This window comes from Leucobacter ruminantium (assembly GCF_017565705.1).
GTDB classification, from domain to species: Bacteria; Actinomycetota; Actinomycetes; order Actinomycetales; family Microbacteriaceae; genus Leucobacter; species Leucobacter ruminantium.
Window position 1 is genome coordinate 38,305 of record NZ_JAGDYL010000012.1, and the last position, 12,901, is coordinate 51,205.

A 12,901-nucleotide genomic window follows, 5' to 3' on the forward strand; every position below is an offset into this window, starting at 1 on the left:
GACCGCTGCCGGCCCCGCGGCGCGCCGAAAGGGATATCCTGTGAAAAACCCGGGGAGCACCATCCCGGCTCTCAGCAGGCCGGTTCGCGAAGGAGCATCATGACCGATTCACACCAGACCCCTACCACCGCGGCGAGGCTCGGAGCCGAGTTCATCGGCACCTTCGTGCTCGTGTTCGGCGGCGTCGGCACAGCGGTCTTCGCCGCGGGCTTCCCGGGCGACCCGGGCAACCCCGTCAACGTGGGATTCCTCGGCGTCGCGCTCGCCTTCGGCCTGACCGTCGTCGTCGGGGCGTACGCCTTCGGCCCCGTCTCGGGCGGCTTCTTCAACCCGGCCGTCACCCTCGGCCTCGCGGCGGCGGGCCGCTTCGCATGGAAGGATGCGCTGGGCTACATCGTGGCGCAGATCCTCGGCGGCATCGTCGCCTCGACCCTGCTCTTCCTCATCGCGAACGGGCAGCCCGGCGGCTACGAGGGCACGCTCGGCTCGAACGGTTACGGCGAGCAGTCGCCCGGCGGCTACAGCCTGCTCTCGGTAGCGCTCGTCGAGATCATCCTGACCGCGATCTTCCTGCTCGTGATCATCGGCGCGACCTCGCCGAAGGCGGCGCCCGGCTTCGCCGGTCTCGCGATCGGCCTCTCGCTGACGCTCATCCACCTCATCTCGATCCCGGTGTCGAACACCTCGGTCAACCCGGCCCGTTCGATCGCGTCGGCGATCTACGGCGGCCCCGAGGCGCTCGCCCAGGTGTGGGCGTTCATCGTGTTCCCGATCATCGGCGGCCTGCTCGGCGGGTTCCTGTTCCGCCCGCTGCTCGCGGGGCTGCGGGAGCCGATCGAAAAGGTGCCGCCGCTCAGCTGAACGACGTGCCGCCGGCCGAGCGAGGCATAGCCGAGTCGAGATCGACCCCCTCGCGCGGAACTCCGACGGAGGGCACGCGTCACTTTTCGAGGGATCGGCGCACTCTATTCATGAGGATCCCATTTCGACCCCTTTCTCCCAGGAGCAGACATGAGCATGAGCACCACCGTGCTGAGCAGATTCGGCCTCGTGCGCATGTCGGGTCGCGACCCGCACCAGCAGCACCGGGTCGCGAGCCCGCTCGAGCTCTTCTTCGACCTCGTCTTCGTCATCGCCGTCTCGCAGGCATCGCAGAATCTGCACCACGGCATCGCCGAGGGCCACGCGGGGGCCGCGGTGCTCTCGTACGTCATGATCTTCTTCGCCATCTGGTGGGCGTGGATGAACTTCACCTGGTTCGCCTCGGCGTTCGACACCGACGACTGGCTCTACCGGGTCACCACGATCGTGCAGATGGGCGGAGTGCTCGTGCTCGCAGCGGGGGTGCACGATGCGATGGCCGACGGCCAGTGGGCTACCGTCACCTGGGGCTACGTGATCATGCGGCTCGCGATGGTGACGCAGTGGATGCGGCTCGCCGTATCCGACCCGGAGCTCAGGGCAGTCGCGCTCCGCTACGCGATCGGCATCGCCTCCGTGCAGTGCCTGTGGGTGGTGCGCATCGCCTTCAGCGCCGAGGTGCAGTTCTGGACCTTCTGGCCCGCGATGCTGCTCGAGGTGCTGGTGCCCGTATGGGCCGAGCGCGCCCGGACCACCCCGTGGCATCCGCACCACATCGCGGAGCGCTACAGCCTGTTCGTGCTGATCCTGCTCGGCGAGAGCCTGCTCGCCTCCGCGAATGCGATCATCGATGCGCTGAATTCGGGCGAGCACGCCGAGGGCGTGGTGGGCCTCGCAGCGGCGGGCCTCGTGCTGGCCGCCGGCGTGTGGTGGATGTACTTCTCGCACGAGTACGGCGAGCAGCTCGACTCCACCCGCACCGGCTTCGGCTTCGGCTACGCCCACTACCTGCTCTTCGCCGCGGTCGGCGCGATCTCCGCGGGCATCGAGGTCGAGCTCGACCTGCTCTCGGGCGAGCCGGAGCATTTCACGGCGACAACGGCCTCGCTCTCGCTGAGCGTGCCCGTCGCGGTGTTCATGGCGGTCGTCTGGCTGATCCTGCTGCGCACCCGCATCTCCGGCACCGCGTCGGCGGTGTTCCTCCTCGCCACCGCCGCGGTCGTCGCATGCGCGATGCTGCCCGTGGTCACGGTGGTCGGCGCGGCGCTCTGCGTGGTTCTCGCCGTCGCCACGATCGAGGTGCAGCGGATTCGCCGGAGTCGGCGGGCCTCCGCCGCTTGAGCGAGCGCCGAGGTCAGAAGTGGTCGAACCTGCCCGGCAGCAGGTCCCACGGCTCGCGCCCGAGGTACTCGCAGACCGCGCGGTAGGCGCAGTGCTCGATGAAGTAGCGGCGGTGCTCGTCGTCATCGACGTGCAGGCCCCTCGCCCGCTGGATCGGCATGCGATAGAGCACGATCGTGCGCGAGGCGCGGTCGATCGAGTAGAGCATCGGCAGCTCGCTCTCGCCGAGACCGTTCGGCACGGTCTGGAAGCCGAACTGCACCCCGCGGAGCTCGTCGGGCAGCAGCGACTGCAGCAGTTCGACGGCGGCGCGCGCCTCTACTTCGAAGCGCACCACGCGCGCGCTCGGGTCGGGCAGACTCGGCCCGGTGATCGAGGAACGGATCGGGCGGCGACCGTGACGGGAGCCGCGAGGGATCGGCGCCCTGCGCTCCGTTCTACGCTGGCGGCCGAACATGCCCACCAGTCTATCGCGACCGGACGACCGGATCAGCGGGTGTAGACGGTCAGGACGCCGTCGCGCTCCAGCGCGCCGAGGACGGGGTACCCGGCGAGGTCTGCGCCCTCGGCGTATCGCACGCCCGCGTGCACGGGGGCGGAGCTCGTCAGCGTCGCGCTCGCCGGAGCATCGACGACGACCGCGGCGCCCGAGGGCACCTCGACCTTGCGCGACTTGCCCTCGCCCATCGGGTCGATCTCGACCTCTGCCTCCCCTTCGCCCGGGTTCGCGAGCACCAGCTTGCCGCCGCTCACCACGGGAACCGCCACGGGAGTCTCGGCTGCGAGTTCGGGGGCGGGAGCGAACCACGCGAAGTCGTGCGCCTTGTCGGTGTCGACCGAACCCATGACGCCGCCCACGACCGGCACGTCGGCCTCGATCACCACGGCGTTCGCCTGCTTCGGCCAGCTCGGCACCTGCAGTTCGGAGATCTGCCCGCCGACCAGGCCGATCTCGCCGAGGTCGATCGTCTTGCCGTCGTCGAGCGCCGTGACGCGCGCCTTACCGTCGCCGTCGCCGGGGGCGAGCACCCGAACGGTCACCTTGAACGGCTCGGTGTCCTCGAGATCGTTCGGGCCGCGGTCGCTCGCGCGGTGGATGTTCGTCACGCCGGGAACCACGAGCCGTTCCGCGGGCGCGCTCTGCCGCGTGACCGTGTCGAGCGCGAAGGGCTCGATGGCGAGCGACTGCACGATGCCGAGACTCGCAGTGACCGGGGCGCCCGTGCTGACCACTCGCACCGCGATACGCCCGCGTTCGGGGGCGTAGCCGTTGAGCGCGACCGTCTGCTCGGAGCCGGGCGGCACCAGCACGGCCGCGGTCTGGCCGCCGACCACGGGCCCGTTCTCGTCGTAGAGCGACAGTTGCACGGTCGCGGGCACGGCGCCGGGGTTGCCGAGACTGAGGGTCGTGGTGACACCGGTCATGGTGTCGCCGCCCAGCAACCACTGCTCGTTCAGGGGCGTGGCACAGCTGCTCGCGGCGACACCGCGCGCGGTGTCGGCGTCCACGGACTGGACCTGGGCCGCGGCGAGCGGGGTCCCCGAAGGCGCCGCGAGCACCTCGGGAGGGCCGTCGCCGCCCTCGGGCCGCGCGAGCGACGCGGTCTCGGAGGCTTCGCCCGCGACCGAGACGACGGGGGCGCCGACCGGGATGGCGGCTTCGGGGCGCGCGGGATCGGCGCCGAGCACCGAGAAGGCGCCCGCGCACACGAGGCGCTGCGTGCTGTCCTGCATGGTGTCGACCTCGACCGACGGCGGGGTGCGCTCGACGGCCGGCAGCGGAACGCCGCCGAGCACGACGACCGCCGTCGCCGCGACGGCGACCACGACGACGCCGATCGCAGCGCGCCCGGTACCGCGCAGGATGCGTGACGTGCCGCTCATCGTCCGACCTCCTCATCGCTCTCGGGGCCCGTCGACGCCGGGGGCGAATCCGGGGAGCCCGGATCATCGGGGACGCCGGGGTCTTCCGAGGTGCCGGGGGCTTCCGGGGTGTCAGAGGTCTCGGGCTCCGGGGCATCGACCACGGCCGCGGAAGGCGATCCCTCACCCGCGACCGCGGCGGGTCCCGCACCGGCAGCGGCCTTCGCCCGCCTGCGCCTCGAGGGGCGCTTGCGGCGCGCCGGGCGCTCCACGACCTCGCCGGTCGGCAGCGCGAGCAGCACGAGACCGAGCAGCACGACGAGCTGCACCGTCCAGATGGTGTGCCCGGTGATCGAGGTGCCCCGCAGCCGCGTCTCGGCGTCGCCGTGCTCGACCGAGCCCGGCTGTGCGTCGGCGACGCGCCACAGCAGACCGCGCTGAGTGACACCCGCGCTCGAGAGCGAGGCGTGCTGGTCGAAGACGCGCTGCAGCTCGGCGCGCTCGGTTTCGTCGCCGTCGGGGCTGAGCAGCACGAAGGCGATCCGTTCCGATCGCAACTGCTCGCTCATATCGCGGCCGCCCGTGCTCGCGAGCCCGCCGACGAGTTCGGCGAGATCGCGATCGTCCGCGGTCACCACCGGCGGCTCGTCGGCGGTGCGCACCTGATCGAGGCGCGCCCCGGTGCCGACGACGCTCCGCACCCGCACGGAGTGCGATCCCTCGGCCGTGACGATCAGGGTGCGCACGCCCGGGTCGGTCTCGCCCGCCGCCTGCACGAGCGCGGGCATCTGCGATCGGCCGGGTTCGAAGGGGGTCTGAGCGAGCGCCAGCTGCACGATCATCGGCGCCACCGCGATCATCGCGGTCAGCAGCGCGACGCCCACGACCGGCGTCGAGGCGCGGCCGAGGGCTTCTGCGCCAACCGCCCCCAGGGTGAGCACGGCCAGCCAGTAGACGGCGAGGCCCGAGCCGGTCCAGATCGCGACCGCTTCGTTGCCCTGCAGCCCGATGTGCAGCTGCGAGGAGACCAGAGCGGTGAGCATGCCGAGGCCACCGAGCAGCGAGCTGAACAGGGTCACGGCGACGCGCCCGGTGAAGAGGCCGACGAGCGCGAGCAGGGCGATCAGCAGCATCAGGGCGCCGACGAGCAGGGTGGCCGGCGGGGCGCCGAGGCCGATCCCGTCGAAGATGCCGCCCCAGCCTTCGAGCCCGAACTCGGGGAAGCCGAGCAGCATGTGCCGGATGCTGCCGGGCTCGTATGCGGAGGTGAGGCCCGGGTCGAGGATGATGTCGAGCGGTCGGCCCTGCAGCAGCGCAGTCACGATCTTGGGCGCGAAGAGCACCGCCGTCGCGAGGGCCGTCGTGAGCACCTTGGCTGCGCCTCGCAGGGTGGTGAACAGCCCGGCCACGAGCAGCACGAGAGCCGCCGGGATCAGCACGGGAGCGCACGCGAGGGCGACAGCGGCGAGCAGCGACGCCGTGCCCGCCCAGCTCCACGACTCTCGGCAGCGGGTGGCGGCGAGCAGCAGCCAGGGCAGCACGATCGTGAGGATGAGGGTGGGCAGCCTGCCCCCGCTGAGCGAGTCGAGCAGCATGGGGCTGAGCGCGAAGCCGACGCCGACGAGTGCGCGGCCCGCCTTCGACTCGGTGATCTGCGCGGCCCAGATCCAGCCGCCGAGCGCCGTCAGCGGGATGGCGACGACGAGCAGCAGCACGAGGGCGTGCGAGGGGTTCCAGAAGGTGAGGGATCCCAGCAGCGCGAGCACCCAGGTGAAGGGATCGGCCGGCACGCCGTCGAGGGGCCGCGTGTTGCGCCAGAGCTCGCCGAGCGGGCTGAGCGGCGCGATGCCGCCTCCCGTGAGGCTCGTCTCCGCGAGCGCCCACCAGGTGCACGCAGCGGCGGCGACCACGGCGAAGGAGAGCACGGCGAGTCCGCCGGACGACACGAAATGCAGCTCGCGCCTCTGCCGTCCCGTCGAGGCGAGGATGGCCTCGCGGTCGATCATGCGCGCGGTGCGCACGCTCTTCGGATCCATGCGGAGCGGTCGGATCGCGGCCCATCCGGCGGAGGAGTGCGCCTTGATGCGGCGGCGCGATGCGAGGATCCGGTCGGGGCGGAAGAAGACGGCGAACGCCGCGGCGAGCTCGCCGAGCATCTGACCCGGCTGCTCGCGGATGAGCGACCACAGCATGCGGAGCAGGCCGTAGAGCGGCAGGCCCAGCCACTCGAAGAACGCCACGACGGCGGGCGCGTAGGCGATGCGCCGGTGCAGCTGAGCGGTGCGCGCCTGCCGGTGCGCCACCCGCATGAGCGAGCGGCGACGGTCGATGTGCGGGCCCGCGACGCCGCTGCGCGCGAAGCGGATGCGGGAGGCCGGCGAGACCTCGACGCGGTACCCGGCGAGGCGGGCGCGCACGCAGAAGTCGAGTCCGTCGTCGTAGACGGGGAACGCGGGATCGAAGCCGCCGAGCTGCTCCCAGATGTCGCGTCGCACGAGCATGCCGACCGGCCCGACCCCGAGCACGTCCTGCATGTGGTCGTACTGCTGCTGGTCGAGCTCCTGCCTGCGCAGCAGCCAGCGCGAGCCGTAGCGAGTGAGGCTCTGTCCGAGCTCGATGATGCGGTCGGGACGATCCCAGTCGACGAGCTTGGGGCCGGCGACGACCACCGATGGGGCGCGCTGCACGCTGCTGATGATGTGATCGAGCGCCTCGGGCTCGGGGCACGAATCCTCGGTCAGCAGCCAGATCCACTCCTGCTCGGGGTCGCGGCCCGCGACCGCGTCGACGTGGAGCGCGTGCTGCACGGCCTGCCCGAACGGCAGACGCGACGGCAGGCCGACGACGTGAGCGGCGCCGCTGCCGATCAGCTGGTCACCGACCCGCGAGCCGCCGCCGTTGTTCACGGCCACGATCGTGTCGGGAGCGTGCGTCTGAGCAGCGATCCCCGCTATCGTCTCGTCGAGCCAGTCGCCGCCCCTCTGGGCGACGAGAACGGCGGTTACTCTCGTGCGCATATCGGGCTCAGTCTAGGTGCGGAAGATGCGTGTGCACTGGAGCCATGCCCGGCAAGCCGCAATTGCGTCGCGAGCGGGCGAGGCGCAGCCGAGTCGAAATCACGATCCTCGGATTCGACCCGACGGTTTCGACTCGTCGCAAGCTCCTCGCTCAACCAGCGGCGGAGGAGCGAAGGATCAGCCGGCCTCGCGGCGCAGCTTGCGGCGCTCGCGCTCGGAGAGCCCGCCCCAGATGCCGAAGCGCTCATCGTTCTCGAGCGCGTAGTCGAGGCACTCGGAGCGCACCTCGCAGCTCTCGCAGATGCGCTTCGCCTCGCGCGTCGAGCCGCCCTTCTCGGGGAAGAAGGCCTCGGGGTCGGTCTGCGCGCAGAGCGCGTCGGCCTGCCACGAGAGGGCCTCTTCTTCTGGGCGGCGGACCGGAATGCCGAGGAAGACCGGATCGACGAACCAATTGCCAGGCACCGGGGAGTTCGAGGCGTCGTCCACTCGTGCGCTCCCCTCCTGGCCGAAACGCCAGGCGGCCGCCGGACGTCACAGACAATTACACCGGTGTGATTCGCCCAAGTCAAGCCGGGAGAGTTTAAACCCTCAATGCCCGCTTGAAGTTCGTTGACACGCCTGCGTGTCGCAATCGACGCATCAGGCGCCCGCGCCGACGGTCGCGATGAAGGCCTCGCCCTCCCCCGTGATCCGGATCGGCGAACCCGCCGACACGTAGAGCGACTGCCCTCTCCGCGGGGTGGCGACCTCGTCGAACTCCGCGTCGGGCCGCTCGACCCGCACCCTCCCCGCGGTGACGATGAGCACCAGCGGGTGCTCGGCGCGAACCGAGACCGCCTCGGCGCTGCCCGGCAGCGCGCGCGCCGGGCGCGTGGCCTCGGGATCGCGCAGCCGCGCGCGCAGCAGCTGGAAGTCGGGCACGTCTGGACGCCAGGCCACGAGCCCCGGAGCGAGCTCGGCGCACGGGAAGCGCGGCTCGGCGAGCTCGTCGGGTTCGAGGATGCGGCAGAGCTCGCCGATGTCGACGTGCTTCTCGGTGAGGCCGGCTCGCAGCACGTTGTCGGACGCCGCCATCACCTCGACGCCGATGCCGCCCAGATAGGCGTGCAGATGCCGAGCCTCCAGGTAGATCGCCTCACCCGGATCGAGGCGCACGAGGTGCAGCAGCAGCGACACCAGCACGCCCGGATCTCCCGGGTGGGTGGAGACGAGCTCCCGGAGCGCGGCTCGCCGATGCGGGCCGGGTTCCGTTCCCTCGTCGACGAGCTCGTCCGGGATTCCCGCGATGGCCGCGACCGCCGCCTCGACCACGGGATCGGCGCTGAACGCCCACACCAGGAAGTCGGGTCGCAGCGATGAGGGATCCCTCCCCTGCAGCCGCTCGGCCACCCGTTCGAGGGCGCCCGCGCCGTCCGCGAGACCCGCCATGCGCGCCAGGCGCGCCAGGCCGGCGAGATCGGCCCGCGCCTCGGCGAGCGGACGGAAGCCGCTCAGCGCGGTGACCTCGCTGAGCGCCACCAACAGCTCGGGCTTGTGGTTCGGGTCGCCGTAGTTGCGATCCCTCGCATCCCTCGGCACCCCCGCGACCTCCTCGCGTTCGAAGCCGGCGCGCGCCTGCTCGAGATCGGGATGCACCTGCAGCGAGAGCGGCGCCCCGATCGCCAGCACTTTCAGGAGAAACGGCAGCTGCCCGCCGTTCACGCCGTAGAGTTCGGGGTCACTCTCGATGAGATCGATGAGCGTGTGCTTCTGCGGGGTCGCCTTCGCGACCGAGGCCGGGCTTCCCGGGTGCGCCCCCAGCCACAGCTCGGCCTGCGGCTCGCCCGTCGGCTGCGTGCCCAGCATCTCGGGGAGCGCCCGCCTCGAGCCCCACGCGTAGGCGCGCGGGGTGTTTTCGATGAAGATCAGCATGGTCTCCCGCCTCGCCCGGATATGCGATGCTCTACCATACCGACTATGGCCGAGAGCAGGACCCGACTGGGTGTGAGCGCGTATGCGATCTGCGTCTTCATCCTCACCCTCGGCAGCAACGGACTGCGCAACACCGTCGGCTGGCCGGGCTTCCTGGCGCTCGCCGTCGGCATGACCGCGCTCGGCATCGTCCTGTTCGTGCGGCTGAAACCGGCGCGCTTCCGCTGGTACCGCCTGCCGTCTCCCCTCTACTGGTTCCTCGGGCTCGCCGTGCTCTCGATCGCCTGGTCGCAGTACCGGGTCGAGAGCGTGCTCGGCGTGCTCGCCCAGCTCGCCACGACCGTGCTCGCCGTGGTGCTCGCCTTCGTGCTCACCTGGCACGAGGTGCTGCGCACCCTCGGAACCGCGCTGCGCTACCTCATCGGCCTGTCGTTCGTGTTCGAGCTGTGGGTCGCGCTCGTCGTACGGCAGCCCGTCACGCAGAACTTCCTCCCCGACGACCTCTCGAGCAACGACTCCAAGCTGCTGCTCTGGAGCCGCGACCAACTGCTCTCGGGCGGCCCGATCCAGGGGCTTCTGGGCAATTCCATCCTGCTGGGCTTCCTCGGCCTGCTCGGACTCATCGTGTTCGGCATCCAGCTGCGGGCCGGCCTCGTGCGCCGCTTCACGGGATGGTTCTGGGTGCTGGTCGCGGTGGCGACCATCCTGCTCACCCGCGGGGCGGGCAACACGGTCGCGCTCATCGCCGTGATCGTCGGCCTCGCGCTCGCCCTCTCCGCGCGCCGACTCGGCCCCGAGCGACGCGCACCCCTCTACATCACCGCGGTCGCGCTCGTCACCGCCGCGCTCGCCTCCGTGCTCTTCGCCCGCGACTTCGTGTTCGGCCTGCTCGGCAAGAGCGGCGACATGACGGGCCGCCTCGAGACCTGGCAGAAGGTCATCGACCTCGCCGAGCAGCGGCCCTGGTTCGGCTGGGGCTGGGTCAGCTACTGGGCGCCGTGGGCCGAACCGTTCAAGTCGCTCGACGTGAAGGCCGGCATCCCCGTGATGAGCGCGCACAACGCCTGGCTCGACGTCTGGCTGCAGCTCGGCATCGTCGGCGTGCTCGTCTTCGCGCCGCTCGTGGTGCTCACGCTGTGGCGGGTGTGGTTCCGGGCGGTCGACCCGCCGCGGCGCGGCCACGGGCCCCCGCTCCCCTACGCGACGAGCGCGCTGTGGCCGCTCCTCGTCATGATCGCGCTGATCGTCCAGTCGCTGACCGAGAGCCGCATCCTCATCGAGGGGGGCTGGCTGCTGCTCGTGCTGCTCGCGGTGAAGTCGCGGTTCGACTTCGAGCTGCCGTCGCTCGAGGCCGAGCCGCGCAAGGAGCCCTGGCGGCGGGTGCCGATCCCTCGCGAGCAGGCCGCGTAGCCCGGCCCGCGACGCCGATGCCCCCGGGTCCGGCTGGTACGGTGAAGCGGTGAGCACGATGACCACCGCCCGGCTGCAGCAGCTCCGCGCGAACGCGAGGCTCGAGCGAGACGTGCTGCTCGAGCACCGCATGCGGGACGGTCAGGATCCGGCGATCGCGATCTCGGAGGTGCCCGACGTCGACGAGCTGGTGGTGCTGTCGCTGCGCGACGAGATGCTCGAGGATCGCGGCCAGCTCGCGGAGTTCTCGCTCGCCCGCCTCGCGGCGCGCTCGGCCGGCCCCGACGCCGACGAGCACCGCCGCAACGCCGACCGCGCCGAGTTCGAGCTGCTGCGGGAGATCGCGGCTCAGGTGCCGGAGCTCACGCGCGGCGTGTGGGCCGCGGCCGCCCGCCTCGAGGTCTGACGCGAAGGCGGGGGCGAACCCGAGGCCGGGCGACCGGCCGCGTCTACCGGCGCATGCGCTCGATCGAGTACGACGCGGCGGCGTACGGACCGCCCTGCGGCTGTTCGGCAGGAAACGGCTCGGGCGGCCCGTGCGAGGCCGCGTCGTCCTCGGGCTCGAACCCGATGGCGGCGCCCGGGTCGAGATCCCACCAGCCGCCTTCGTTCCGGGACACGGCGTAGAACGCCGCCCAGCGCTCCGGCGTCGTCATGGCGGCGAGGAAGGCCCGGACGGCGTCGCCGGGGCTCAGCCAGGTGCGCTGGTCGCGGGCCGAACCGGGCCTTTCCTCGTAGCTGCCGATGCGCACGACGACCGTCGCGATCCCGAACTTGTCGGAGTAGAGCCGGCACAGGGCCTCGCCGGCGACCTTCGAGACGCCGTAGAAGCCGTCGGGTCGGGGCGGCTGCTCGGGCGAGACGGCGGTGCTCGCCGGGTACATGCCGGTGACGCGATTGCTGCTCGCATACACCACGCGCGGCACGCCGGCGCGCCGCGCCGCCTCCAGCACGTGATAGGTGCCGACGACGTTCACCGTCGCGAGGTCGTGGAAATCCGCCTCGTCGGGGATCGCCCCCAGATGGATGACCCCGTCGGCCCCCGCGAACAGCTCCGTCAGGGCGTCGAGATCGTCGAGATCGGCGAGCGCGACCGACTCGTCGGGGCCCAGCGGGGAGAACCGGCGCGCGTCGGTCGACGTCAGCCGCACGCCGCGATCGTGCAGCGCCGCCCGCAGCGCCCGGCCGATGCCGCCTGCGGCGCCCGTGATCGCCCAGTGGCTCCTCGCGACGTCCATGTGCCGATCCTAGGGCGAATCGAGATACCCGTCGGGGTTCGCCGACTGCCAGGCCCAGGCGTCGCGACAGGCCTCGGCGAAGTCGCGGCGGGTGCGCCAGCCGAGCCGATCGAGCGCGAGCGAGGGATCGGCGACCACGGTCGCGAGGTCGCCCGCGCGGCGCGGCTCGATCGCGTAGGGCACCGGCCGTCCCGACACCGCCTCGAACGCGCGCACCGCCTCGAGCACGCTCGTGCCGCGCCCCGAGCCGAGGTTGTAGGCCTGCACGCCGGGCTCCGCGCGGACGAGCGCCGCGACGTGGCCCTCCGCGAGATCCATGACGTGGATGTAGTCGCGCACGCCCGTGCCGTCGGGGGTCGGGTAGTCGTCCCCGAACACCGAGAGCCGCTCGCGGCGCCCGACCGCGACCTGGGCGATGAAGGGCATCAGGTTGTTCGGAAGGCCGCGCGGGTCCTCCCCGATGCGGCCCGAGGGGTGCGCTCCCACGGGGTTGAAGTAGCGCAGGTGCACCGCGCGCAGCTCGGGCCGGACGGCCGCGGCGTCGGCGATGATCCGCTCGTTCATCGCCTTCGTCCAGCCGTAGGGGTTGCTGAGCCCCGCCCCGGTGGGGTGATCCTCCGCGATGAGCTCGGTCCGCGGCTCCCCGTAGACGGTCGCGGAGGAGCTGAAGACGAGCCGATCGACGCCGCGCTCCCCCATCACGTCGAGCAAGGTCAGCGTCGAATCGAGGTTGACGCGGTAATAGCGGACGGGCTGCTCGACGGACTCCCCCACCGACTTCAGCCCGGCGAAGTGGATCGCGGCGTCGAAGCTCCGGTCGGCCAGGGCGGCGCGCGTCGCCGCGGCGTCGGCGAGGTCGGCGCGCACGAAGTCGATGCGCCCGCCGGTGAGCTCCTCGACCCGCCGCAGCGCCTCGCGGCTGCCGTTCGAGAGATCGTCGAGCACCAGCACCTCGTGCCCCTGCTCGAGCAGCACGAGCGCCGTATGGCTTCCGATGTACCCGGCGCCACCGGTCAGCAATGCACGCATGCGGTCAATCGTAGTGGTCGGCTCGCGCGGGCGGTCGCGCATCGGCGCGCGAGGAGTCGCGTATGGGGGTTTCGGCGGCCTCGGAACCCCCATACGCGACCCCTTGCGAGGCGCACGCCGGCGCCGGGCCGCGGGCCGCGCGGCGACGGGCGGCCCGCGGCGACGGGCGGCGCGGCGGCCGCGCGGCGGGCGGCGCCGGGAATCGGTTCCGGGCGGGCGGGTCCGCGGGCC

At 71.9% G+C, this 12,901-nt stretch carries 11 protein-coding genes; 4 read left to right on the top strand and 7 right to left on the bottom strand.

Going from position 1 to position 12,901, the window contains the following annotated elements:
* Positions 1-99 precede the first annotated feature (99 nt).
* On the top strand, positions 100-861 hold the full coding sequence (gene aqpZ, locus J4H91_RS08440; RefSeq protein ID WP_208045822.1) for an aquaporin Z: 762 nt from the start codon (positions 100-102) through the stop codon (positions 859-861).
* Positions 862-1,011: 150 nt separating this feature from the next.
* Positions 1,012-2,202 carry a low temperature requirement protein A gene (locus J4H91_RS08445; RefSeq protein WP_243752806.1) on the top strand — a complete coding sequence of 397 codons (1,191 nt, stop codon included), beginning with the start codon at positions 1,012-1,014 and terminating at the stop codon, positions 2,200-2,202.
* 13 nt (positions 2,203-2,215) lie between these two features.
* Here J4H91_RS08445 and J4H91_RS08450 read toward each other — a convergent pair whose 3' ends face one another.
* From J4H91_RS08450 to manA, 5 genes are all read right to left on the bottom strand, one after another.
* Positions 2,216-2,659 (bottom strand): metallopeptidase family protein, encoded by a 444-nt coding sequence (locus J4H91_RS08450; protein WP_243752807.1) that lies wholly within the window; start codon positions 2,657-2,659, stop codon positions 2,216-2,218.
* A gap of 32 nt (positions 2,660-2,691) precedes the next feature.
* The gene (locus J4H91_RS08455; protein WP_208045823.1) at positions 2,692-4,086 is read right to left on the bottom strand and encodes a DUF5719 family protein; all 1,395 of its coding nucleotides are present in this window, start codon (positions 4,084-4,086) and stop codon (positions 2,692-2,694) included.
* Positions 4,083-7,082 carry a glycosyltransferase family 2 protein gene (locus tag J4H91_RS08460; protein ID WP_208045824.1) on the bottom strand — a complete coding sequence of 1,000 codons (3,000 nt, stop codon included), beginning with the start codon at positions 7,080-7,082 and terminating at the stop codon, positions 4,083-4,085. The genes J4H91_RS08455 and J4H91_RS08460 overlap by 4 nt, the downstream gene beginning before the upstream one ends.
* A 177-nt stretch (positions 7,083-7,259) precedes the next feature.
* Positions 7,260-7,544 (bottom strand): WhiB family transcriptional regulator, encoded by a 285-nt coding sequence (locus J4H91_RS15545; RefSeq protein WP_424960833.1) that lies wholly within the window; start codon positions 7,542-7,544, stop codon positions 7,260-7,262.
* Positions 7,545-7,721: 177 nt separating this feature from the next.
* Positions 7,722-8,993 (bottom strand): mannose-6-phosphate isomerase, class I, encoded by a 1,272-nt coding sequence (manA, locus tag J4H91_RS08470; RefSeq protein ID WP_208045826.1) that lies wholly within the window; start codon positions 8,991-8,993, stop codon positions 7,722-7,724.
* 45 nt (positions 8,994-9,038) lie between these two features.
* Between manA and J4H91_RS08475 the strand changes: the two genes are divergently transcribed.
* Positions 9,039-10,403, top strand: coding sequence for an O-antigen ligase family protein (locus tag J4H91_RS08475; RefSeq protein WP_208045827.1), 1,365 nt, complete (start codon positions 9,039-9,041; stop codon positions 10,401-10,403).
* A 58-nt stretch (positions 10,404-10,461) separates the two neighbouring features.
* Positions 10,462-10,809, top strand: coding sequence for a hypothetical protein (locus tag J4H91_RS08480; protein ID WP_208045835.1), 348 nt, complete (start codon positions 10,462-10,464; stop codon positions 10,807-10,809).
* Between the two features lie 43 nt (positions 10,810-10,852).
* On the opposite strand, the gene J4H91_RS08485 is transcribed toward J4H91_RS08480, so the two are convergent.
* Together J4H91_RS08485 and galE are read right to left on the bottom strand one after the other, a co-directional pair.
* Positions 10,853-11,641: an NAD-dependent epimerase/dehydratase family protein gene (locus J4H91_RS08485; RefSeq protein WP_208045828.1), complete on the bottom strand. Its 789-nt coding sequence runs from the start codon at positions 11,639-11,641 to the stop codon at positions 10,853-10,855.
* Between the two features lie 9 nt (positions 11,642-11,650).
* A complete protein-coding gene (galE, locus tag J4H91_RS08490) occupies positions 11,651-12,670 on the bottom strand; it encodes a UDP-glucose 4-epimerase GalE (RefSeq protein WP_208045829.1) in 1,020 nt (339 codons plus the stop codon).
* Between the last annotated feature and the right edge of the window lie 231 nt (positions 12,671-12,901).

Excerpts from the sequence above, each read along its gene's own strand:
- aqpZ (WP_208045822.1), top strand. The coding sequence starts at position 100 with ATGACCGATTCACACCAGACCCCTACCACCGCGGCGAGGCTCGGAGCC.
- J4H91_RS08480 (WP_208045835.1), top strand. The coding sequence starts at position 10,462 with ATGACCACCGCCCGGCTGCAGCAGCTCCGCGCGAACGCGAGGCTCGAG.
- J4H91_RS08460 (WP_208045824.1), bottom strand. The coding sequence starts at position 7,082 with ATGCGCACGAGAGTAACCGCCGTTCTCGTCGCCCAGAGGGGCGGCGAC.
- manA (WP_208045826.1), bottom strand. The coding sequence starts at position 8,993 with ATGCTGATCTTCATCGAAAACACCCCGCGCGCCTACGCGTGGGGCTCG.
- J4H91_RS08445 (WP_243752806.1), top strand. The coding sequence starts at position 1,012 with ATGAGCATGAGCACCACCGTGCTGAGCAGATTCGGCCTCGTGCGCATG.
- J4H91_RS08455 (WP_208045823.1), bottom strand. The coding sequence starts at position 4,086 with ATGAGCGGCACGTCACGCATCCTGCGCGGTACCGGGCGCGCTGCGATC.
- J4H91_RS08475 (WP_208045827.1), top strand. The coding sequence starts at position 9,039 with ATGGCCGAGAGCAGGACCCGACTGGGTGTGAGCGCGTATGCGATCTGC.
- J4H91_RS08485 (WP_208045828.1), bottom strand. The coding sequence starts at position 11,641 with ATGGACGTCGCGAGGAGCCACTGGGCGATCACGGGCGCCGCAGGCGGC.
- galE (WP_208045829.1), bottom strand. The coding sequence starts at position 12,670 with ATGCGTGCATTGCTGACCGGTGGCGCCGGGTACATCGGAAGCCATACG.
- J4H91_RS08450 (WP_243752807.1), bottom strand. The coding sequence starts at position 2,659 with ATGTTCGGCCGCCAGCGTAGAACGGAGCGCAGGGCGCCGATCCCTCGC.